The sequence below is a fragment of the Rhizobium sp. 862_C5_N1_2 genome, assembly GCF_051811205.1.
Lineage (GTDB): Bacteria > Pseudomonadota > Alphaproteobacteria > Rhizobiales > Rhizobiaceae > Rhizobium > Rhizobium leguminosarum.
On sequence record NZ_JBPWPT010000001.1, the window covers coordinates 4,314,546 to 4,336,518 of the forward strand.

The 21,973-nt window shown below is 61.3% G+C and carries 24 protein-coding genes; 12 read left to right on the plus strand and 12 right to left on the minus strand.

Translation table 11 applies throughout. The annotated features are described in order from the left end of the window. The first annotated feature begins 14 nt into the window (after window positions 1–14). From ACD590_RS21315 to ACD590_RS21355, 9 genes are all read left to right on the plus strand, one after another. Complete coding sequence (locus ACD590_RS21315) at window positions 15–335, plus strand: chorismate mutase (protein WP_018243980.1); 321 nt, start codon at window positions 15–17, stop codon at window positions 333–335. A 48-nt stretch (window positions 336–383) separates the two neighbouring features. After that, a complete protein-coding gene (gene rpsP / locus ACD590_RS21320; RefSeq protein ID WP_018243981.1) occupies window positions 384–755 on the plus strand; it encodes a 30S ribosomal protein S16 in 372 nt (123 codons plus the stop codon). 113 nt (window positions 756–868) lie between these two features. Beyond that, a complete protein-coding gene (rimM, locus tag ACD590_RS21325) occupies window positions 869–1,438 on the plus strand; it encodes a ribosome maturation factor RimM (protein WP_026188551.1) in 570 nt (189 codons plus the stop codon). Window positions 1,439–1,442: 4 nt separating this feature from the next. Next, a complete protein-coding gene (gene trmD, locus ACD590_RS21330; RefSeq protein WP_439003304.1) occupies window positions 1,443–2,126 on the plus strand; it encodes a tRNA (guanosine(37)-N1)-methyltransferase TrmD in 684 nt (227 codons plus the stop codon). A gap of 335 nt (window positions 2,127–2,461) precedes the next feature. After that, complete coding sequence (rplS, locus tag ACD590_RS21335; RefSeq protein WP_439003305.1) at window positions 2,462–3,004, plus strand: 50S ribosomal protein L19; 543 nt, start codon at window positions 2,462–2,464, stop codon at window positions 3,002–3,004. 145 nt (window positions 3,005–3,149) lie between these two features. Next, the gene (locus ACD590_RS21340) at window positions 3,150–3,947 is read left to right on the plus strand and encodes a basic amino acid ABC transporter substrate-binding protein (protein WP_439003306.1); all 798 of its coding nucleotides are present in this window, start codon (window positions 3,150–3,152) and stop codon (window positions 3,945–3,947) included. Window positions 3,948–3,963: 16 nt separating this feature from the next. Beyond that, entirely contained in the window at window positions 3,964–4,776 is an 813-nt protein-coding gene (locus ACD590_RS21345) for an amino acid ABC transporter permease (protein WP_439003307.1), read from the plus strand. Window positions 4,777–5,059: 283 nt separating this feature from the next. Beyond that, window positions 5,060–6,469 (plus strand): 3-isopropylmalate dehydratase large subunit, encoded by a 1,410-nt coding sequence (leuC, locus tag ACD590_RS21350; protein WP_018243987.1) that lies wholly within the window; start codon window positions 5,060–5,062, stop codon window positions 6,467–6,469. 325 nt (window positions 6,470–6,794) lie between these two features. Next, window positions 6,795–7,142 carry a cell surface protein gene (locus ACD590_RS21355; protein ID WP_439003308.1) on the plus strand — a complete coding sequence of 116 codons (348 nt, stop codon included), beginning with the start codon at window positions 6,795–6,797 and terminating at the stop codon, window positions 7,140–7,142. 81 nt (window positions 7,143–7,223) lie between these two features. On the opposite strand, the gene ACD590_RS21360 is transcribed toward ACD590_RS21355, so the two are convergent. Together ACD590_RS21360 and ACD590_RS21365 are read right to left on the minus strand one after the other, a co-directional pair. Then, complete coding sequence (locus tag ACD590_RS21360) at window positions 7,224–8,054, minus strand: aldo/keto reductase (protein ID WP_439003309.1); 831 nt, start codon at window positions 8,052–8,054, stop codon at window positions 7,224–7,226. 131 nt (window positions 8,055–8,185) lie between these two features. Beyond that, window positions 8,186–8,707 (minus strand): L,D-transpeptidase family protein, encoded by a 522-nt coding sequence (locus ACD590_RS21365; RefSeq protein ID WP_439003310.1) that lies wholly within the window; start codon window positions 8,705–8,707, stop codon window positions 8,186–8,188. Window positions 8,708–8,874: 167 nt separating this feature from the next. On the opposite strand from ACD590_RS21365, the gene ACD590_RS21370 reads away from it, so the two are divergent. Continuing rightward, a complete protein-coding gene (locus tag ACD590_RS21370) occupies window positions 8,875–9,558 on the plus strand; it encodes a response regulator transcription factor (protein ID WP_018243991.1) in 684 nt (227 codons plus the stop codon). 139 nt (window positions 9,559–9,697) lie between these two features. Beyond that, a complete protein-coding gene (locus tag ACD590_RS21375; protein WP_003543679.1) occupies window positions 9,698–10,153 on the plus strand; it encodes a cyclic nucleotide-binding domain-containing protein in 456 nt (151 codons plus the stop codon). A gap of 33 nt (window positions 10,154–10,186) precedes the next feature. On the opposite strand, the gene ACD590_RS21380 is transcribed toward ACD590_RS21375, so the two are convergent. The 6 genes from ACD590_RS21380 to tesB form a co-directional block, all read right to left on the minus strand. After that, a complete protein-coding gene (locus tag ACD590_RS21380) occupies window positions 10,187–10,990 on the minus strand; it encodes an exodeoxyribonuclease III (RefSeq protein WP_439003311.1) in 804 nt (267 codons plus the stop codon). Window positions 10,991–11,092: 102 nt separating this feature from the next. Next, window positions 11,093–11,761 (minus strand): outer membrane lipoprotein carrier protein LolA, encoded by a 669-nt coding sequence (locus tag ACD590_RS21385; RefSeq protein ID WP_018243993.1) that lies wholly within the window; start codon window positions 11,759–11,761, stop codon window positions 11,093–11,095. A gap of 139 nt (window positions 11,762–11,900) precedes the next feature. Further along, window positions 11,901–14,594: a DNA translocase FtsK 4TM domain-containing protein gene (locus ACD590_RS21390; protein ID WP_439003312.1), complete on the minus strand. Its 2,694-nt coding sequence runs from the start codon at window positions 14,592–14,594 to the stop codon at window positions 11,901–11,903. 251 nt (window positions 14,595–14,845) lie between these two features. Then, window positions 14,846–16,276, minus strand: coding sequence for an ammonium transporter (locus ACD590_RS21395; RefSeq protein ID WP_112905492.1), 1,431 nt, complete (start codon window positions 16,274–16,276; stop codon window positions 14,846–14,848). A 27-nt stretch (window positions 16,277–16,303) separates the two neighbouring features. Further along, window positions 16,304–16,654 (minus strand): P-II family nitrogen regulator, encoded by a 351-nt coding sequence (locus tag ACD590_RS21400; RefSeq protein ID WP_003543684.1) that lies wholly within the window; start codon window positions 16,652–16,654, stop codon window positions 16,304–16,306. Window positions 16,655–16,864: 210 nt separating this feature from the next. Continuing rightward, complete coding sequence (gene tesB / locus ACD590_RS21405; RefSeq protein ID WP_439003313.1) at window positions 16,865–17,749, minus strand: acyl-CoA thioesterase II; 885 nt, start codon at window positions 17,747–17,749, stop codon at window positions 16,865–16,867. An 83-nt stretch (window positions 17,750–17,832) separates the two neighbouring features. On the opposite strand from tesB, the gene ACD590_RS21410 reads away from it, so the two are divergent. Continuing rightward, complete coding sequence (locus ACD590_RS21410; protein ID WP_018448274.1) at window positions 17,833–19,047, plus strand: ubiquinone biosynthesis hydroxylase; 1,215 nt, start codon at window positions 17,833–17,835, stop codon at window positions 19,045–19,047. Window positions 19,048–19,079: 32 nt separating this feature from the next. Here the strand turns inward: ACD590_RS21410 and ACD590_RS21415 are convergent, their stop codons facing one another. The 4 genes from ACD590_RS21415 to ACD590_RS21430 all read right to left on the minus strand — a co-directional run bounded on the left by ACD590_RS21415 (window position 19,080) and on the right by ACD590_RS21430 (window position 21,883). Then, complete coding sequence (locus ACD590_RS21415) at window positions 19,080–19,268, minus strand: Trm112 family protein (protein WP_017966162.1); 189 nt, start codon at window positions 19,266–19,268, stop codon at window positions 19,080–19,082. A 9-nt stretch (window positions 19,269–19,277) separates the two neighbouring features. Then, on the minus strand, window positions 19,278–19,964 hold the full coding sequence (locus tag ACD590_RS21420) for an LON peptidase substrate-binding domain-containing protein (RefSeq protein WP_018243998.1): 687 nt from the start codon (window positions 19,962–19,964) through the stop codon (window positions 19,278–19,280). Between the two features lie 274 nt (window positions 19,965–20,238). Continuing rightward, a complete protein-coding gene (gene trxA, locus ACD590_RS21425) occupies window positions 20,239–21,213 on the minus strand; it encodes a thioredoxin (RefSeq protein WP_028733567.1) in 975 nt (324 codons plus the stop codon). A gap of 160 nt (window positions 21,214–21,373) precedes the next feature. Further along, the gene (locus ACD590_RS21430) at window positions 21,374–21,883 is read right to left on the minus strand and encodes a prolyl-tRNA synthetase associated domain-containing protein (RefSeq protein WP_047620264.1); all 510 of its coding nucleotides are present in this window, start codon (window positions 21,881–21,883) and stop codon (window positions 21,374–21,376) included. Window positions 21,884–21,973: the final 90 nt, after the last annotated feature.

Genomic DNA, 21,973 nt, shown 5'->3' on the forward strand with positions numbered 1-21,973 from the left:
GGATCGCTTGCCCCATGAATGATCCAAACGTCAAAGCCCAGCTCGCGAGCTATCGTCAGTCGATCGACAATATCGATGCCGCTCTCGTGCACATGCTGGCCGAACGCTTCCGCTGCACCAAAGAGGTCGGCGTGCTGAAGGCCAAATACAATCTGCCGCCGGCCGACCCGGCGCGCGAGGAATACCAGATCGAACGCCTTCGCCAACTGGCGAAAGCCGCCAATCTGGATCCGGATTTCGCTGAGAAGTTTCTGAACTTCGTCATCAAGGAAGTCATCCGGCATCATGAGCAGATCGCTGCGGATCACGCTGAACAAAGCGCCGCGGCCCGATAACCGTACCGCTCAAGAAAGCGGTCAAGAAAAGCCCAAGGAGTAAAGAACATGGCACTGAAAATTCGTCTCGCCCGCGGTGGCTCCAAGAAGCGCCCGTACTACCACGTCGTTCTCGCCGATGCGCGCAGCCCGCGTGACGGCCGCTTCCTCGAAAACCTCGGTTCCTGGAACCCGATGCTTGCCAAGGACGATGAGAAGCGCGTTCAGCTGAACGCCGAGCGCATCAAGCACTGGATCGAAAACGGCGCTCAGCCGACCGACCGCGTTCTGCGCTTCCTCGATGAGGCCGGCGTTGCCAAGCGCGAAGTCAAGAACAACCCGGTCAAGGCAAAGCCTGGCAAGCGCGCCCAGGAGCGCGCCGCCGAAAAGGCTCAGAAGGTCGCTGACGCCGCCGCTGCTGCTGCCGACGCCGCGGAATAATCGGGACATTCCCTTCGAGCGGGCGGCATGGCGACATGCCGCCCGTTTTCGTTTCCAATCGCCCGCACTTCGTTTATGAGAAACCTGTCTTTCGGCTTCACATGAAGGAACCCATGACAAAGCTTGAAAACCCCGTTCTGATGGCGACGATCGGTGGCGCGCAAGGCCTCCGGGGCGAGGTGCGCGCCAAGGCCTATACGGCCGATCCCAGCGCGCTTGGCGACTACGGCCATCTCCACAGCATGGACGGCCGCAGCTTCGAAGTCCTCGAGATCCGCGAGATGAAGAATGTCGTCGTCGTTCGTTTCCGCGGCGTCAACGACCGCAATGCCGCCGAGGCTCTGAACGGACTTGAACTCTATATCGAGCGGGACAACCTGCCGGACGAGGAGCTGGAGGACGATGAGTTCTACTATGCCGATCTCGAAGGGCTCGAGGCGCGGGACGACAAGGGTGTCAGTTATGGCACGGTCACCGGCGTTTTCGATTTCGGCGCCGGCGACCTGCTGGAACTCAAAGGTCCGGGCAAACGCCCGGTGCTGATCCCCTTCTCCGAAGCCTCGGTGCTGGAGATCGACCTTGAGGCCGGCACGCTGCTGATCGATCCGCTGGCGGCGGGTCTGGTCGACGATCCGGAAGAGCTTTCGAAATTCACCCCGGACAAGCCGAAAAAGAAGAAGTGACGCCATGGCTTTCCGGGCGAGCGTGCTGACACTTTATCCGGAAATGTTTCCGGGGCATCTGGGCTTCTCGCTCGCCGGCAAGGCGATGGAGCGGGGGCAATGGTCGCTGGAGGCGGTGCAGATCCGCGATTTTGCCACCGACAAACACCGCACCGTCGACGACACCCCGGCAGGCGGCGGCGCCGGCATGGTGCTGAAACCAGACGTTCTCGCCCGCGCGATCGATAGCGCCTCAGAAAACGATCCCCGCCCACGGCTGCTGATGAGCCCGCGCGGCCGGCCGCTGACGCAGGAGCGTGTGCGCGAGCTCGCGGTGGGCGACGGCGTCATCATCGTCTGCGGCCGCTTCGAGGGCGTCGACCAGCGGGTGATCGAGGCACGCGGACTGGAAGAGGTCTCGATCGGCGACTACGTACTGTCAGGCGGCGAGCCGGCGGCGCTGATCGTGCTCGATGCGATCGTCCGCATCCTGCCTGGCGTCATGGGCAACGATCTTTCCGGCCTGCACGAAAGCTTCGAAGGCGGACTGCTGGAACATCCGCATTATACCCGGCCGCAGGAATGGGAAGGCCGGGAAATCCCCGCAATCCTCACCTCGGGCAACCACGGCGCCATCGAGAAATGGCGGCATCAGGAAGCGGTGCGGCTGACCCGGGAGCGGCGGCCGGATCTGCTCGAAAAGGGCTAGCCTATCGGCTCAAAAATCGGATCGAATTTCCGAAGGCACGACGTGTAGATTCAAAACGGTACAGCGTCCTTTGCGTGTCAGAAAAAGACGCGCGGCGCTGTAAAGTGAGAAAAACGGCTGATTTCGCAGCCCTTTTCACAAAAATGCCGCCCAAGGGATGACAAGCCCTGGCCTTTCGTGTATTGGCGCACGCGGAAATGGGGTTTATCCCCGTCTGCCAGCAAACAAAGAATGGCGAATCCGCTCCCGCCCTTGATGGGCAAAGTCCTGAGGCCAGTTCCGAAGGATCAGTGTTGAGCGCTCTGGCTGTTTCAGAAGAACCAAAGGTTAAGACGATGAACATCATTCAGCAGCTTGAGGCCGAACAGGCCGCCAAGATCGAAGCCAAGCGCACGCTTCCCGAATTTTCCCCGGGCGACACCGTCCGTGTCAACGTGAAGGTCACGGAAGGCAGCCGTACCCGCGTTCAGGCCTATGAAGGCGTCTGCATCGCCCGCTCCGGCGGCGGCCTGCAGGAAAACTTCACGGTCCGCAAGATCTCCTACGGCGAAGGCGTCGAGCGCGTATTCCCGGTCTACTCGCCGATGATCGAAAGCGTCGACGTCGTTCGCCGCGGTAAGGTCCGTCGCGCCAAGCTCTATTACCTCAGAGACCGTCGCGGCAAGTCTGCCCGTATCGTTGAAGACACCGGCGTCCGCGCCCGCAAGCTCAACGACGCCGAGCGCGCCGCCATTGCCGAGGAAAAGGCACGCATCGAAGCTGAAAAGGTCGCAGCAGCTCAGGCGCTCGCCGCCGAGAAGGCAGCAGCCGAAGCAGCGGAAGCCAAGGCCGCCGCTGAAGCTGCAGCCGCCGCCGCTGCGGAACCGGCAGCAGAATAAGATCTGCGCTACGCAAAATTCTTTGCTTGGAAAGGCGGCCTTCGGGTCGCCTTTTCTATTTTTTGTTTCGGCACGCAGCCGGCGGCCTTGCCTCGGGCCCATCTTCCGTGACAGTTTTTGCCGTTCAATTTAGGGGAACCGTTCAATGTTCTTTCGCCGTACCGTTCTTGCGAGCTTCGCCGCCCTTGCTCTTCTGCCCCTGGCCGCATCGGCCGCCGAGCTGCCTGATCTCGGCGGCAAGAGCGTCGTCGTCGTCACCGAGAATGCCTATCCGCCACTGCAGTTCGTCGATCCGAAATCCGGCAAGGCGATTGGCTGGGAATATGATGCGATGAACGAGATCGCCAAGCGGCTGAACTTCAAGGTCGAATACCAGAACACCAGCTGGGACGCGATGATCCAGGCGGTTTCCGATGGCCAGTACAACATCGGCATGACCGGCATCACCATCAAGGAAGACCGCAAACAGAAGGTGGATTTCTCCGACCCCTACATGCGCTCGCAGCAGTTCATGCTGGTGCGCGGCGACGAGAAGCGCTTCACTGACGCCAAGTCCTTCGGCGAATTCAAGGACGGTCTGGTGGGCGCGCAGCCCGGCACCACGCCCTTCTACACCGCGGTCTACGAAGTGCTTGATGGCAACGAGCAGAACCCACGCATCAAACTCTTCGAAACCTTCGGCGCCACCGTCCAGGCCCTGAAGGCTGGCGACGTCGACGTTGTGCTGACCGACGGCACAGCCGGCAAGGGCTATGTCGATGCCTCGAACGGCGCCCTGAAGCTGATAGGCGAACCGCTCGGCACCGAGGATTTCGGCTTCATCTTCCCGAAAGGGTCCGATCTTGTCGCCCCGGTCAATGCCGCCATCACCGCACTCAAGGCCGACGGTACGCTGGATGCGCTGAACAAGAAGTGGTTCCTCGACTACAAGATGGGCGAATGACGCCGAGCTGCAGCTGATGGCCTTGCGACCATCTCCCGACAGATACGTCAAGGATGACTATCCCTGGTGGCTGGTCGCGCTTGTCGCGATCGGCCTCGTCCTTGCCGCCGTCATCGTCACCAACGATATCTATGCCCAGGTCTTCCGCACCGTCGTCAACGGTGTCGGCATCACCGTCTTCGTCACGCTGGTCGCCTTCGTGTTCGCAACCGTGCTCGGCCTCGGCATCTGCCTGCTCGGCATGGCCGACAGCCAGGTATTGCGTCAGATTGCGCGATTCTACATCGAGATCATCCGCGGCATCCCGATTCTCGTGCTGCTGTTCTACGTCGCCTTCGTCGGCGCGCCGGCCCTGGTCGCAGCCTATAATTTCCTGATTTCGCCGCTGGTGACATCAGGTGTGACCGAGCCCATTCTGGTGCGCGACCTCTCGCTGATGTGGCGAGCGATCATCGCCCTGACGGTCGGCTATTCCTCCTTCATCGCCGAAATCTTCCGGGCCGGTTTCCAGTCGGTCGATCTCGGCCAGATCGAGGCGGCCAAGGCCCTCGGCCTCTCGCGCTACCGGCGCTTCCGCTCGGTCGTCTTCCCGCAGGCGATCCGGGTGATCTTCCCACCACTCTCCAACGATTTCGTCTCGATGGTGAAGGACAGCTCGCTCGTCTCCGTGCTCGGTGTCGCCGACATCACCCAGATGGGCAAGGTCTATGCCGCCGGCTCCTTCCGCTTCTTCGAAACCTATTCGATCGTCACCTATATCTATCTGATCCTGACGATCGGCCTGTCGCTGGCGCTGCGGCGGACGGAGAAATGGATGAAGTCGCGGTGATTGCGCCTATGGCCGCACCACCGAGGGGTCTCAGAGGGCCGCCTGATGATTCAAATTGAAGCCGCCGCGAAAAATCGCTATATGCAGGGCCATGGAATCCAAGTTCAGATGCATTGGTGCGCATATTTTCGTGCTGCAGGACCATTATCGCCTGCCGGCGCGGTTTTTTGCGTGCGTGTCCGGTGCGCTCAACAGCCGACTTCGTTGATCGAATGACGGCCGGCGGAGCCTGATCTGCCATTTCTCGATTTTCCAAAAGCTTTAGAAAAACGGACTTAACGCCATGAGCGCACCGCGTACCCTCTACGACAAGATCTGGGACGATCATCTGGTCGATGAACAGGCAGACGGCACCTGTCTTCTCTACATCGACCGCCATCTGGTCCACGAAGTCACCTCGCCACAGGCTTTCGAAGGCCTGCGCATGACCGGCCGCAAGGTTCGCGCGCCGGAAAAGACGCTCGCCGTCGTCGACCATAACGTCCCGACCTCGCCCGACCGCCATCTCGGCATCAAGAACGAGGAAAGCCGCATCCAGGTGGAAGCGCTGGCGACCAACGCCGCCGAATTCGGCGTCGAATATTATTCGGCAAGCGACAAGCGCCAGGGTATCGTTCACATCGTCGGTCCGGAACAGGGCTTCACCCTGCCCGGCATGACCATCGTCTGCGGCGACAGCCATACCTCGACGCATGGCGCCTTCGGTGCGCTGGCGCACGGCATCGGCACCTCAGAGGTCGAGCATGTTCTGGCGACCCAGACGCTGATCCAGAAGAAGGCAAAGAACATGCTCGTGCGGGTCGACGGCGTGCTTCCGCCGCACGTCACCGCCAAGGACATCATCCTTGCCATCATCGGCGAGATCGGCACGGCCGGCGGCACCGGCCACGTCATCGAATTTGCCGGCGAAGCGATCCGCGCGCTGTCGATGGAAGGCCGCATGACCATCTGCAACATGACGATCGAAGGCGGCGCCCGCGCCGGCCTGATCGCCCCGGACGAAAAGACCTTCGAATATATCAAGGGCAAGCCGCGCGCGCCGAAGGGCGAGGCGCTGGAACAGGCAATCGCCTACTGGAAGACGCTGCAGACCGACGAGGGCGCTCATTATGACCGCGTCGTCGTGCTCGATGCCGCCAGCCTGCCGCCGATCGTTTCCTGGGGCTCTTCGCCCGAGGATGTCATCTCCGTGCAGGGCATCGTTCCGAACCCCGACGACATCCAGGACGAAACCAAGCGCACCTCCAAGTGGCGCGCGCTCGATTATATGGGCCTGAAGCCGGGCACGAAGATGACCGACATCACGCTCGACCGCGTCTTCATCGGCTCCTGCACCAACGGCCGCATCGAGGATCTGCGGGAAGTCGCCAAGGTCGTCGAAGGCAAGACGGTTGCCCCAACCGTCGACGCGATGATCGTGCCGGGCTCCGGCCTCGTCAAGGAACAGGCGGAAGCCGAGGGCCTCGACAAGATCTTCAAGGCCGCCGGTTTCGACTGGCGTGAGCCGGGATGCTCCATGTGTCTTGCCATGAACGACGACCGCCTGAAGCCGGGCGAACGCTGCGCTTCGACCTCGAACCGCAACTTCGAAGGCCGTCAGGGCTTCAAGGGCCGCACGCACCTCGTCTCGCCGGCAATGGCAGCCGCAGCCGCGATCGCCGGGCACTTCGTCGATATCCGCGAGTGGAACTGATCTGATCCGGCCAACGGATGAGATTGAAAGCCGCCCGATACGCATCGGGCGGCTTTGCATTTATGGCGTCTGTCGCTTCGACACCCACATGTTGCGATCCGCACAGCTCCGCGCCTTCTCCCGCGCGCAAGAGCTCTGCAGCCCTCTGAATTGCTGTGCTAAAGCGCCCGGCAGGCGAGCCCGTTTGTGCATGGCCCGCCTTCCCAATTTCATCCTTTCGGGCAATCGACATCGATAAATTCCTGTGGCCTCATCGATAATTAGGCGCGACACGCGACAGATACCGTTCAGGCTTCGGCGAACACCGCGCCATCGGGGAAGCGCCATGAGGCAGAAATTAGTAGCGAGTTTACTGCGAGCCAGCCTGATCATGTTTGCACCGCTGGCATCGATCGACGCCGTCGGCGCCGCGCCGATGCATCCAGCCATACCGACAGTCACGGTCGCCTCGGACCAACTGCTGCAGGTCGCGCAGAAGAAGATACCGTCACTTAACGGATATCGCGGCTATAGCAGCGGCCGGCCCGGCTATATCAAGAGCGCGAATGGTTATTGGTATCCCTCACGCGCCTTCGACGATTATACCGGCTCAATTGGAAAACCGCAGAGCCTGGGCAATAGCTGCAGTTACGGCTTCGCGCCGACCAACGGATCGTCCAATTGCAATTATTGACTGAAGGCTGCATGCCTCCGTCAAGTGCGGCCGCCCGGGTGACCTCTCCTCCGGGGCGACCGCTGATGCCCTCGGCAATGCTCAGAAGGCTGCCGTCATCGGATCCGGTCCCATACGGGCGCCGGCGCTGTCGAGCTTGGCGATCGCGGCCATGTCGTCGGCATCGAGCTTGAAGTCGAACACCTGGAGGTTCTCCTCGATGCGCGACGGCGTCACCGATTTCGGGATGACGACGAGGCCGGTGTCGATGTGCCAGCGAATGATCACCTGAGCCGGCGTCTTCTGATGCTTTTTGGCGATCTCGCCTATATCAGCGTTCGAGATGAACTTGCCCTGGCCGAGCGGGCTCCAGGATTCGGTGGCGATACCAAGCTTCTGATGAGCCTCCTGCGCCGCCTTCTGCTGGAAATCGGGATGCAGCTCGATCTGGTTGATGACGGGAACGACGCCGGTTTCGCCGATGATACGCTCGAGATGTTCAGGATAGAAATTCGACACGCCGATCGAGCGGGCGCGACCGTCTTCCCGGATGCGCACGAAAGCCTTCCAGGTCTCGGTATAAAGGCCACGATGCGGCGACGGCCAATGAATGAGATAAAGATCGACATATTCGGAACCGAGCTTCTTCAGGCTGCCGTCGAAGGCGCGCAGCGTATTGTCGTAGCCCTGATCGGTATTTCTGAGCTTGGTGGTGACGAAGATGTCTTTGCGGTCGAGGCCGGAAGATCGAATGCCTTCGCCGACGCCCTCTTCGTTGTCGTAACCGGAAGCCGTATCGATGTGACGATAGCCGGCGGCGATCGCAGTGCGCACGGTGGGAGCGGCAATATCCTGCGGCGTCTGCCAGACGCCGAGGCCGACTTGCGGAATGGAATGTCCGTCATGGAAAGTGATGATAGGTTGAGCGGTCACAATATATCTCCGGGAGTTTGAAGAATTGGACGAGGCATGAATTGCGCCCGCGCTTGCGGACGTCCCTGAACGCATTTCAGCCGGAGCGTTCGGTCACCGGAAGCATATAGGCGACCACATCCGGAAGACAATCAGACGACGCGGACAATCGTTCCCTTTCGAAGGTGGGGCAGCAGGCGGCGCATGTCGCGCAGGCTTACCGCCACGCAGCCTGCCGTCGGCTCGTAGCCTGGCCGGATGAGATGGAAGAAGATCGCCGAGCCGCGATTGCGCGCACGCGAGGAAATGTTCCAGTCCATTACCAGGCAGATATCGTAGAGCCCGTCGCTGCGACGCATCTCCTCATGACTTGCGCGGAACGGCGCCCTGACGAGGCGGTTGTAGCTGGCGTTGTCAGACTGATCGCACCAGAGCATGCCGGGCCGGATGCGGCGAATGGGAAGCGGGGTGACGAGCTGGCCGTTCCGCTCGCCGCGCCGGAAGCCGGATATCAGCCTCATCGAGGCGATTGGCGTAGCGCCGTCACCCTCGCGTTTCATCACCGTGCGACCGGAGCGGCCGATCGCGGCGGGCACGGTGATGGCGCCGAGCCGGACGATCGCCCGGCTCTTGCGCCCCGGCGCAGCACGCACCACGATCGTCGACGCCGTCATACTCGGCCTCTGCCTTGCTTTTTCCATTTTTCTCGCATGTCGTGCCTTGTCTGGGGCTTCGATTGAAATCATATCGAAACTGGCCCGGCAACAGCCTGTTGCCCGATCCTTGCCAAACCAGGAATTTGGCGTAGGACTAGGGGACTTAACATGAGGACGCAAACGGCATGACCGCACGCACCATTCTTCTGGTGGATGACGACGATGACCTTCGACAGACGCTGACGGAGCAATTGTCGCTGTATGAGGAATTCACGGTTCTGCAGGAAGCCAACGCCGGCAAAGGTGTCGCGACCGCCCGCTCGACGCCGGTCGACCTGCTGATCATGGATGTCGGCCTGCCCGATATGGACGGCCGCGAGGCGGTGAAGCTGCTGCGCAAGGGCGGCTTCAAGGCGCCGATCATCATGCTGACCGGCCACGATACCGATTCGGACACGATCCTCGGTCTCGAAGCCGGCGCCAACGACTATGTCACCAAACCTTTCCGCTTCGCCGTGCTGCTCGCGCGCATCCGCGTGCAGCTGCGCCAGCATGAGCAGAGCGAGGACGCGACCTTCACCGTCGGCCCCTATCTCTTCAAGCCGAGCCAGAAGCTTCTGACCACCGATAATGGCCAGAAGATCCGGCTGACGGAAAAGGAAGCGGCGATCATCCGCTATCTCTACCGCGCCGAACAGAAGGTCGTCACCCGCGACGTGCTGCTCGAAGAGGTCTGGGGCTATAATTCCGGCGTGACGACGCATACGCTGGAAACCCACGTCTACCGCCTGCGCCAGAAGATCGAGCGCGATCCCTCCAATGCCGAAATCCTCGTTACGGAAAACGGCGGCTATAAGATCATACCCTAGAGCATTTCCGTTTTTCTCCGAATCACGGAAATGCTTTATCTCTTTGTTTTCACGCAATTCCCGGCAAAAGCGTTTCACGCTTTGCCTGGCAAAACTGCTAGGCACTTTTGCTGGAATTGCTCTAAGGCGAAAAGCCCGCATGGCGCTGACCGACGACATCCACATGCTCGCGCAGCTTCCTCTGTTCAAGGACATGAACGAGGATCAACTGCGGTTGATTGCCTTCGGCGCCGACCGGCGCATGATCGCTGCCGGCCAGATGCTGTTTCGCCAGGGCTCACCCGCCGAGAGCGCCTATGTCATCCTCAGCGGCAGCCTGGAGCTGAGCGCGACGAGCAGCGACGGCATGCAGAGGACAGAGGGGATCGCCGGTCCCGGAACCCTGGTTTCCGAGCTGGCGCTGGTGACGCTGGTGGAGCGCAAGTTCACCGCGGTAGCGCGCGAGGACACCAGCATCATCCGCATCACCCGCGCCCTCTTCCACCGGCTGATCGAAGAATATCCGGACGCAGCCCGACTGATCGAGAACCGGATCCGCGACAATCTCGCCGAGCTTGCGGCAAAGGCCGCAAGCCAGTTCTACCGCTTCAGCTGATCTTGATAGAGGCCGCGCCTCCGAGAGGATGCGCTACAAATCGAAATGCGCCGTCACCGGCACGTGATCGGAAGGACGATCCCAGCCGCGCGCCTCCTTCAGGATCTCGATCCGCTTCAGATGCGGCCCGAGATCCGATGACGACCAGATATGGTCGAGACGGCGGCCGCGATCGGCGGCCTCCCAGTCCTTGGCGCGGTAGCTCCACCAGGTGTAGAGCTTCTCGTTTTCAGGCACATGCTGACGCATCAGATCGAGCCAGTCGCCGCGCTTCATGACCTCGAGCAGCCCTTCGGTTTCGACAGGCGTATGGCTGACGATCTTCAGAAGCTGCTTGTGCGACCAGACATCATGCTCCAGCGGCGCGATGTTGAGGTCGCCGACGAGGATGGCTGAGGTGTTGGCCTCGCCGTTGGCTTTCAGCAGCTTCATCTCCTCGATGAAATCGAGCTTGTGGCCGAATTTCGGATTGATCGTGCGATCCGGTTCGTCGCCGCCGGCCGGGACGTAGAAATTATGCAGCCGGACGCGACGATTGCCGTGCTCGAAGATCGCCGAGATGTGGCGGGCATCGCCGACGCCGCAATAATCCTGCCGGTGATCCTCGGTCAGCGGAATGCGCGAGGCGATCGCCACGCCGTGATAGCCCTTCTGGCCATGGATGATGATGTGATTGTAGCCCATCGCCCGCAGCGGTGCCGCCGGAAACAGCTCGTTCGTCACCTTGGTTTCCTGCAGACAGAGGATATCGGGCCTTTGCTTGAGAACGAGCTGCTCGACAATCGGCATGCGCAGCCGCACCGAGTTGATGTTCCAGGTGGTGATCGAAAAGCCCATGCCCCATACCCTCTCACGCTTTCATGAAAGGGCTTTAAAACAAAGGTGGACGCGAGGGAACCGACCGCGTGCAAAAGCGGCCGGCGATCAACCGAAAAGGTTTCAATCGCGCGACTGAGGCGTGCCCGGAATGGTTTCATAGGGCACGCGGAAGACGCGATCGTCGAACTGCACGCCGGTCTTGACGTTGAAGATCATCACCGAGGTGTCCTTGCCCTGATTGTCGGTGATCGTCCACTGACGCAGGTCGTAGGTCTTCGGGTCGAACATCATGGTGATGGTCGAGTTTCCGAACACCGTATTGTTGCCGAGCGCGATCGTCGTCAGATCAGACTCTTCCTTCACGCCCTTCACCATGCCGGCCGAAAGGTCGATATGCTGCGCCAGGAGCAGACTGAGCGGGGTCTTGGAGAGCGGATAGAGATCCCAGGTCTTGAGCTTCGTATTGCCGATCGCGACGTTCTTGCCGTCGGCGATCACCCGCATCGGCGACGGATCGTCATAGTTGAAACGCAGCTTGCCGGGACGCTGGATGAAGAACTTGCCGCCGGTCTGTTCGCCGCGCGGGCCGAACTGCACGAATTCACCCTGCATCGTCGTGACGCCGGAGAAATGATCGGCGATCGCCTGCGCCGTGCCGGAGGCGGGGGCTGCCGCCTGCGCGTAAGCGCCGAGGGGAATGGCGCTCGCCATCGCAGCAACGGCGAAGGCGCCGAGAAGGTCGCGGCGCGTAACCGTCAGGCCGGAGAGGAAGGTATCGGAGTGACTCATCTAAATCTCCTTTATGCCATCTGCATGCTGCCGAAAGGCGGCGTCTTCAAGGCGTTGCGATCGGCCTGCGAGAGGTAACGGCTTCGATGCTATCAGGTTTCCGCAAAAGCGGCTGCATCGGAAATATATGCCTGCTCTGTCAGCGGTCGAGGATGTCGCCTTCGGTGGGAACGAGAATCTCGCGCTTGCCGGCGTGGTTGGCCGGCCCGATGATGCCCTCCTTCTCCATGCGCTCGACGAGCGAGGCGGCGCGGTTGTAGCCGATGCCGAGCCGGCGCTGGACGTAGGAGGTCGACGCCTTGCCGTCGCGCAGCACGATGGCGACCGCCTGGTCGTAGGGATCTTCCGATTCGGAGAGATTGGACGTGCCGGCCGGACCACCGCCACCGCCGCCATAATCGCCGTCCTCGTCGTCATCGGCGGTGATCGCGTCGAGATATTGCGGCGAGCCCTGGGTCTTCAGATAGGAGACGATCTCTTCCACCTCGACATCCGAAACGAACGGGCCGTGCACGCGCTGGATACGCCCGCCGCCCGCCATGTAGAGCATGTCGCCCATGCCGAGCAGCTGTTCGGCGCCCTGTTCGCCAAGGATGGTGCGGCTGTCGATCTTCGACGTCACCTGGAAGGAGATGCGGGTCGGGAAGTTTGCCTTGATCGTGCCGGTGATGACGTCGACGGACGGACGCTGTGTCGCCATGATCACGTGAATGCCGGCCGCGCGCGCCATCTGCGCCAGACGCTGGACGGCGCCTTCGATATCCTTGCCGGCGACCATCATCAGGTCGGCCATCTCGTCGATGATCACAACGATATAGGGCATCGGCCGCAGATCGAATTCTTCGGTCTCGTACATCGCCTCGCCGGTATGGCGGTCGAAGCCGGTCTGCACCGTGCGCGAGATCGCCTCGCCCTTCGACAGCGCCTGCTCGACGCGGGTGTTGAAGCCATCGATGTTGCGCACGCCGATCTTCGACATCTTCTTGTAGCGCTCTTCCATCTCGCGCACCGTCCATTTGAGCGCGACAACGGCCTTTTTCGGATCGGTGACGACAGGCGAAAGCAAATGCGGGATGCCGTCATAGACGGAGAGTTCGAGCATCTTCGGGTCGATCATGATCAGCCGGCACTGTTCCGGCGTCATGCGATAGAGCAGCGACAGGATCATCGTATTGATGGCGACCGACTTGCCGGAGCCGGTGGTGCCGGCGACGAGCAGGTGTGGCATCTTGGCGAGATCGGCGATGACGGCTTCGCCGCCGATCGTCTTGCCGAGCGCCATGGCGAGCTTCGCCTTGCTGCCTTCGAAATCCCTGGAGGCGATGAGTTCACGCAGATAGACGGTCTCGCGCGTCTGGTTCGGCAATTCGATGCCGATCGCGTTGCGGCCGGGCACGACGGCAACACGGGCGGCAATGGCGCTCATCGAGCGGGCGATATCGTCGGCAAGGCCGATGACGCGCGACGACTTGATGCCGGGCGCCGGCTCGAGTTCGTAGAGCGTGACGACGGGCCCCGGACGGACGTGGATGATCTCGCCCTTGACGCCGAAATCTTCGAGCACGCCTTCGAGCATGCGCGCATTCTGTTCCAGCGCATCGGCCGAAAGCGTGGAGTCGCGCACGACATTCTTCGGTTCGGCGAGCAGATGCATCGACGGAAGCTGGAAACCCTCGGGACGGATGAACGAGCCCTGCGCTTCCCGTTCGATGCGGGCGCTGGGCTTCGGACGTGCGACCACCGGGACGACGCGCGGTTCCGGCTTGCCGGCCGCCTTTGCCGGCGCGCGGATCATCCAGTCGTCGTCATCGTCGTCGGGCAGGATATCGGCCGGGCGCGGCGGCATGTCGCTATCAAAGGGCAGGTCGTCGTCATTGTCGTCTTCGTCATCGATCGACAGCGACGGCGCGGAAACGATGCGCCGCGGCGAAGCCGTCCTTGACCCCATCGATGGTTCCATCGAGGGCTCCATGCGCTCGCCGCGGACGGTCGGCGCCTTGGCGCGAACGGGTTCGTTCAGCGTGCCGAACTCGTCATCGTTGAAATCATAAGGTGATTCGTAATCGCCCTGACGGCGCTTGCGCGGTCCCATGCCGAAGAGCCGGCGCAGCCGGCCCTGGCTCATGTACCACGCATGCGTCACGGCCCCGCTGAAAGCGACCCAGCGGGACTCGTCATCCTCCTCGTCCTCGTCTCCGACGACGCGAGCCTTGCTACGCGTATCGACGTAATCTTCCTCGACCTCCTCGTCGGCGTCGCTGCGACCGACGAGGCCGGAGGCAAAGAGCATCATCCAGGCGGTCGGCGCGGCAAAGATGCAGCCGACGATCATGGCGAAGGTGCCTGTCGGATAAGCGCCGACGAAGAGTGCCGGAAAACGCAGGATCATGTCGCCGACGACGCCGCCGATGCCGTTCGGAATCGGCCAGGTGAGCGGCGGCGGAAAACAGCCGATGACGGCAGAAGAGAGCACTGAACCGGCAAACCAGGCGCCGATGCGGGCAGGAATACGGCGGAAGCGGCGGCCCGAGATCAGCGTCAGCGCCCAGGCGACGATCGGCAGCATCGAAACAACGCTGGCAAGGCCGAGGAATTGCATGACGATATCGGCAAAGGCGGCACCGCTGTAACCGAGAATATTGGTCGGCAGATTGGCGGTCGCATAGGAATAGCTCGGATCCGCAACATTCCAAGTCGCCAGCGCCGCGACGCAGAACGCCAGCAGCAGAAAGATCGCAAAGCCGATGAGCGCCTGGATCTGCCGCAGCATGAATGCCGAGAAGGAGAACCGATCCGGACGGCCATCCATTGCCGGCGACGTGCTTCTTGCCATGTGTCTAACCCGTCCAATGCCTGAGGACACGCGAATCGCTAAAGCTTCGCCGTGCCAAAATGCGTCCGCTCTACCTAATCAGAGCCGGGTTAAAGCGATGTTAACCATGCATGCTAGGACGTGCATTCCGAACCGGGAAAAGAAAAAAGGCCCGAACCTTGGAAGGTCCGGGCCAAATGCGGTCTATGGTTAGATAGGCCGCGACGGGCCGTGCAGCGGCGCCCTTCTGCCGGGCGCCGCAAACCCTGTGATCAAGAAGAGTGGTAGGCGGCTTCGCCGTGGGTCGAAAGGTCGAGACCTTCGCGTTCGGCTTCAACGGTTACACGCAGGCCGATGACAACGTCGACGATCTTGTAGAGGATCGCCGAGCCGATGCCCGACCACAGCAGCGTTGTCAGCACGCCCTTGGCCTGGGCCCAGACCTGGGTTGCCGTGCCGGCATAAGAGGCTGCGAAGTCGGCCGTGGAATAATCGACGATGCCTGCACCGCCGAGCGCCGGATTGACGAGGATACCGGTGCCGAGAGCGCCGATGATGCCGCCGACGCAATGGACGCCGAAGACATCGAGGCTGTCGTCGTAGTTGAACTTGTTCTTCACGACGTCAACGAAGAAGTAGCAGACCGGCGAGACGATGAGGCCGAGAACGATCGCGCCCATCGGGCCGGCAAAGCCTGCCGCCGGGGTGATGGCAACGAGACCGGCGACGGCGCCGGAAGCACCACCCAGCATGGAAGCCTTGCCGCGGGTGAGGGTTTCGACGATGCACCAGGACACAGCGGCGGCAGCCGTTGCGACGAAGGTGTTGATAAAGGCAAGCGAGGCGTAGGCATTGGCTTCGAGGTTGGAGCCGGCGTTGAAGCCGAACCAGCCGACCCAGAGCAGCGAGGCGCCGACCATGGTCAGCGTCATCGAGTGCGGAGCCATGATTTCCTTCTTATAGCCCGTGCGCTTGCCGAGCATGATGGCGCCGACGAGGCCCGCAATACCGGCATTGATATGAACGACCGTGCCGCCGGCGAAGTCGATTGCGCCATAGGAGAAGATCAGGCCGGCCGGCGAAGTGTAGGAGCTCGGACCGCCCCAGAACCAGACCATGTGTGCCATCGGGAAGTAGATGAAGGTAACCCAGAGCACGACGAAGAGCATGACGGCCGAGAACTTGACGCGTTCGGCGAATGCGCCGACGATCAGGCCGGGCGTGATGCAGGCGAAGGTCATCTGGAACACGATGAAGGTGTATTCCGGAATGGCGACGCCCTTCGAGAAGGTCTCGGCGAGCGACGACGTGTTAACGCCGGCCAGGAACGCCTTGGAGAAGCCGCCGACGAAGCTGTTCAGCGAGCCGCCGTCGGTGAAGGCGAGCGAATAGCCATAGGTCACCCAGATCAGCGCCACGACGGCCGTGATCATGAAGACCTGCATCAGCACCGAGAGCATGTTCTTGGCGCGGACGAGACCGCCGTAGAAAAGCGCAAGGCCGGGGATGGTCATCAGAAGGACGAGCGCCGACGAGACGAGCATCCAGGTATTGTCACCCTTGTCCATGGTGAAAGCAGGAGCAGCAGCAGCGGTGGCGGCAGCTGGCGCAGCCTCCTGCGCGAAAGCGACGGCCGGCGCCAGAAGGGCGGCCGAAGCTGCGCAAAGCCGCGCAAAGGTGGAAGAAAACTTCGAAATTGACATTGGATAAAGCTCCTTGATCTGCCGTTCTTACAGCGCTTCTGAGTCGGTTTCGCCCGTACGGATGCGCACGGCATGGTCGATCGAATAGACGAAGATCTTGCCGTCACCGATCTGGCCGGTCTTGGCCGATGCCGCGATGGCCTCGACCGCCCTGTCGACGAGTTCCGATGCAACCGCGATTTCGATCTTGAGCTTCGGCAGGAAGCTGACTGCATATTCGGTGCCGCGATAGATTTCGGTGTGCCCCTTCTGGCGCCCGTAGCCCTTCACCTCGGTTACGGTCAGCCCCTGAATACCGATCGCCGTAAGGGCTTCGCGGACCTCATCGAGCTTGAACGGCTTGATAATGGCCATCACAATTTTCATCTGGTTTCCCATCCTTCGTTATCCTCGGCGCGGAGCCGACTCTCCTTGCCGCTGACGTTCCTGAACAGCGACCGGCGATAGACATTCAAGGGGCGTGCCAGATTCGAGGCAGATCGTAAGTTATTGAAAAGTAAAGGTTATAATAAAGAGTGCCAATAAACAGGCAAATGATCGGCCAATAAGCGCACAAATAACGCGCAAATTTACAAAGTTGCACAATTTTTATTCATTTGCCTTTTTCCGAATCAGGCCTTCCTGCGCGACCGATCCGATTAGGCGGCCGGATCGCGTAAACAGGCTACCCCGGGTTAATCCTCTGGCACCTGAAGCCGACGGACTGTCCTGCGTATAAAGCAACCAGTCGTCGAGCTTGCAGGGTCGGAGGAACCACATGGAGTGATCGAGGCTCGCCACCTGCAGGCTCTGGTCGAAGATGGACGTTCCGTGCGCATAGAGCGACGTATCGAGCAGCGTCATGTCCGAAAGATAGGCAAGCACCGCCGCCTGATAGAGCCGGTCGTCGGGAACCGGGCCGGTGGCGCGCACCCAGACGTCCTGTTTGGGATCGAGCTTTCTGTCGGAAAAATAATGGGTCAGCGAGACGGGACGGATCTCGATCGGCCGCTCACGTTGCCAGTATTTTCGGATCGCCTCCGGCGCATGCGCGAGATACTGCTCCTTGATCTGCTGCTCGCCGAGCAGCGCCTCCGGCATCTCGACCTCGGGCATCGCAGTCTGGTGTTCGAAGCCCGGCTCCTCCACCTGAAAGGAGGCCGACAGCGCGAAGATTGCCTTGCCGTGCTGGATGGCGACGACACGCCGCGTATTGAAGCTCGATCCGTCGCGAATGCGCTCCGCCTGATAGATGATCGGCACCGAGGGATCGCCGGGACGCATGAAATAAGCATGCAGCGAATGGACGAAACGTTCGCCCTCGATGGTGCGCTGCGCCGCCATCAGCGCCTGGCCGATCACCTGGCCGCCGAAGACCCGCTGCCAGCCGACCTTGGGACTGCGGCCGCGGAAGATATCGACCTCGATCGGCTCGAGGTCGAGCGTCGAAAGCAGCGTCTCCATCGCCGAAGGCCCGGTCGCCTCGCCTGTCATTTCTATGTCTCCCAGCGGTAGGAAGTGAAGTTGCGATGATCTATATAGATCACATCTGAGGCATAAGGTACGGGAGCGGCGCGATGCTGGACATGCTGGTTGTGGGCGGGGGTTATGTCGGCCTTTCCGCCGCTGTCGCGGTCAAACAGGCGGCACCCCATCTGAATGTCGCCGTCGTCGAGGCCGCCCCCGAACATGTCTGGAAAAACGATACGCGCGCTTCCGCCATCATCGCGGCGGCGGCGAAGATGCTCGAGGTCTTCGGCATCTGGAACGAGATCGAACCGGAAGCCCAGCCGATCACCAAAATGATCGTCACCGACTCCAAGACCTCCGATCCGGTGCGTCCGGTTTTTCTGACCTTCGACGGCGAAGTGACTGAAGGCCGGCCCTTCGCCCACATGATCCCGAATGTTGCCATGGTCGCAGCACTGCGCGGCGCCTGCGAACGGCTCGGCATCGACATCCGCCACGGGCTCGGCGCCACGGAGCTGAAGACCCACGACACCCATGTCACCGTCACGCTTTCGGACGGCAGCGCGCTGGAAACGCGGCTGCTGGTTGCCTGCGACGGCGTGCGCTCGAAACTGCGCGATCTCGCCGGTATCAGGACCGTCACCTGGGACTACGGCCAGTCCGGCATCGTTGCAACAGTCGAACACGAGCGGCCGCATGACGGATGCGCCGAGGAACATTTCCTGCCGGCCGGCCCCTTCGCCATCCTGCCGCTCAAGAACAACCGCTCCTCGCTCGTCTGGACGGAGCGGACGCCGGATGCCAACCGTCTGGTTGCCGCCGACGACTTGATCTTCGAGGAAGAGCTCGAACGCCGCTTCGGCCACAAGCTTGGGAGCCTGAAAGTCATCGGCGACAAGCGCGCCTTCCCGCTTGGCCTGACGCTGGCGCGCTCCTTCGTCGCGCCGCGTTTCGCGCTGGCCGGCGACGCCGCCCACGGCATTCACCCGATTTCCGGTCAGGGTCTCAATCTCGGCTTCAAGGATGTGGCGGCACTTGCCGAAACCATCGTGGACGCCGATCGCCTCGGCCTCGATATCGGCTCGATCAATATCCTCGAGCGCTACCAGACCTGGCGGCGCTTCGACACTTTCCGCATGGGGGTGACGACCGACGTGCTGAACCGGCTCTTCTCCAACGATGCGACGCCGGTCCGCATCGCCCGCGACGTCGGCCTCGGCATCGTCGACCGGCTGCCGCGCCTCAAATCCTTCTTCATCGGCCAGGCGGCCGGAACGACGGCAAAGGACAATCCGCGCCTGCTTGCCGGAGAGACGATTTAATCTTTGTTTTTACGCAATTCCCTGGAATTGCTTTAGTCGTCGAGGCGGCGGGCCTCGGACACCAGCATGATCGGAATGCCGTCGCGGATCGGATAGGCAAGTCGTGCCTTTTCCGAGACAAGCTCATTCTGCTCGCGATCATAGGAAAGCCGGCCCTTGGAGAGCGGGCAGACCAGGAGATCGAGCAGCTTTGGATCGACGCGGCTGAGTTTTTCATCCATGGCTGAAGTCTACTGCAGAACCGTGTCGGAGTCACCGAAGACGCGCGCCAGCACGATTTCAGTAATGGCGATCAGCGTCTCGGCCCGCGTCTTCAGGTCCGGCGCCTCCAGCAGCGCTTGTTTTTCTGCCGGCCCGAAGGGCGACATCATCGCCAGCGAATTGACGAGCGTCAGATTGCTCGCCCGCTCGACGCTCTCCCAGTCGGCCTCGAGCTTGTTGGCATCGAGATAGGCCTTGAAGGCGGTCAGAAGTGCTGCCCGGTCGACCGCCTCCTCCTCGTTCGCAGCCGAGAGGTCGGCGATGAACGGGGCGATACGGAAGATGCGGAAGGGATCGCTGGTCGTTTTCTCCTCCAGCAGCCGGAAGCGGCAGACGCCGGTCAGCGATACGATATAGCGCCCGTCGCCGGTCTCCGCGAAGGAGGTGATGCGGCCGAGGCAGCCGACAGCGGCAAGGTTGGGCTCGCCGCCCTTGTCCTCATGTTCGCCAAGCGCCGGCTGCACCATGCCGATCAGCCGGTTTCCGGTCAGTGCTGCATCCAGCATCGCCAGATAGCGCGGCTCGAAAATGTTGAGGGGAAGCTGCCCGGCCGGCAGGAGGAGGGCGCCGGTCAGGGGGAAGACAGCGATCGCATCAGGCAGATCGCCCGGCTTCAGGTATCTGGCATTCCCGACTTGCATGAAACCGTCCCGCATTCTTGTAACGGGCATGCCCGTTCTGACGAGAATGTGGTGCCCTCGTCCGAAAACGCAAGGGCAGATGCTCGAAACTTAACGCATACCCTGAAAATCAGGATCGATGTTCGAGTAGGATTATACGTGGATTGAATGCGATAGCGCGCGGTTAGCGCGTCCTGTTGGACGCGCGGAGCCGGGAGCAATTCCGGGAAAAGTGCGAAGCGGTTTTCCCGGAATTGCGTGAAAACAAAAGGCTAGAGCGGTGCTGCGCTTCCAGGAAAGCTGGATCGCTTTACGAGAACAGCATGGCTGAAAGCTTGCGGCGCGCTGCAACCGTCGCCGGATCCTTGAAGCCCCAGACTTCAAAGAATTGAAGCAATTGGCGGCGGGCGCCATCATCGTCGAAGGCACGGTCCTTGCGCATGATCAGAAGCAGATGGTCGGCCGCTTCGTCGCGCCGGCCTTCGACATTGCGAATCTTGGCGAGCTTCAGACGCGACTCGTGGTCGTCGGGATTGGCAGCCAGTTCACGCTCGAGCGCAACGGGATCGCCGAGCTTGCGGGCCTCTTCGATCTGCTCGAGCTTCATCAGCACGGCCTGGATGCCGGCGTCTTTCGCCAGCTCTTCCGGCAATTCCGTCAGGATTTCGCGCGCCCGCTGATGCTGGTTTGCGGCGATCATGCATTCGGCCATGCCGGCAAGCGCCTTGGCATTCTCGGGGTCGGCCTGCATGACGGCGCCATAGAGCTGAGCGGCCTCGTTGATATTTCCGGCAGCAAACAGTTCCGCCGCTTCCGCAAGTACGGCTTCGATTTCGGCCGCCTCGTCGGCGCCGGCCGGACCGGCGATCCGGTCGATGAACTGCAGGATCTGGCTTTCCGGCACCGCGCCCATGAAACCGTCGGCGGGGCGGCCGTTGACGAAGGCGATGACGGCAGGGATCGACTGGATGCCGAGCTGGCCGGCGATCGAGGGATGATCGTCGATGTTCATCTTGACCAGCCGGACGCGGCCCTTGGCTTCGTTGACCACTTTCTCCAAGACCGGCGTCAGCTGTTTGCACGGACCGCACCAGGGTGCCCAGAAATCGACCAGCACCGGCTGCTTGCGCGATTCCTCGATCACATCCTTGCCGAAATTCGCGGTCGTCGTATCCGTGATGTAGCTGCCGGCCGCAGCCGCGGGTTCCGGTGCCCCGCCGAAGCTTGTCGTCGCCGTCATCTGATTTCCGAAGGAACCGCTATAGGGGTTGTCGCTGCCGCTCATAGGTATCTCCCGCCGCGCCGATCCTTCCGGCGTCTTTGCTAAAGCATCTCGCGCAAAACTGTGGTGCGGTTTTGCGATAAAGACATGCGCAAAACCAAAGACTAAAGCGCGGCAAGCGAATCTAAAAGATCGCCACGCGCTTTAGCGCTAAAATCGTATGTCAGGACGTCACTTTCAAGACAAGTGGCTTATGTCCCGTCGCTTCCATGAAACGGATGAGGTCACTGCTCGCAATCGAGGTCGTCGCATCATTGGATAGCGGATGGCAGTTGACGATCTCCTCGCGCATCAGCTCGGCATCGAGCACGAAGGTGACATTCTCCGCAGTATCGTTGATCGCGCCGAACGCCGTGACGGAACCCGGAGCCACGCCGAGATACTCCATCAGCTTCTCCGGTCTGCCGAAAGAGACCCGGCCGGACCCGCCGATGGCATTATGCACCTGCTTGAGGTCGACGGCAGCATTTTCCTCCACCGTCAGCAGAAAATACTTGTCCTTCTTGTCCTTGACGAAGAGATTCTTGGTGTGGCCGCCGGGGATCTCGTCGCGCAGGGCCACCGATTCGGCGACAGTGAAGACCGGCGCATGGTCCACGGTGTTATGGGCGATGCCGAGCCCGTCGAGAAAGGCAAACAATTCTTCTCTGGTCTTGGGGGCATTTTCGGACATGGGGCAATCCATTGGACGGGAAGGGAAAAAAGCGAGGCGTCCTGATTAAGTCCGTCCACATCGTTTGGCAATCTTTGCGACCGACGCTTT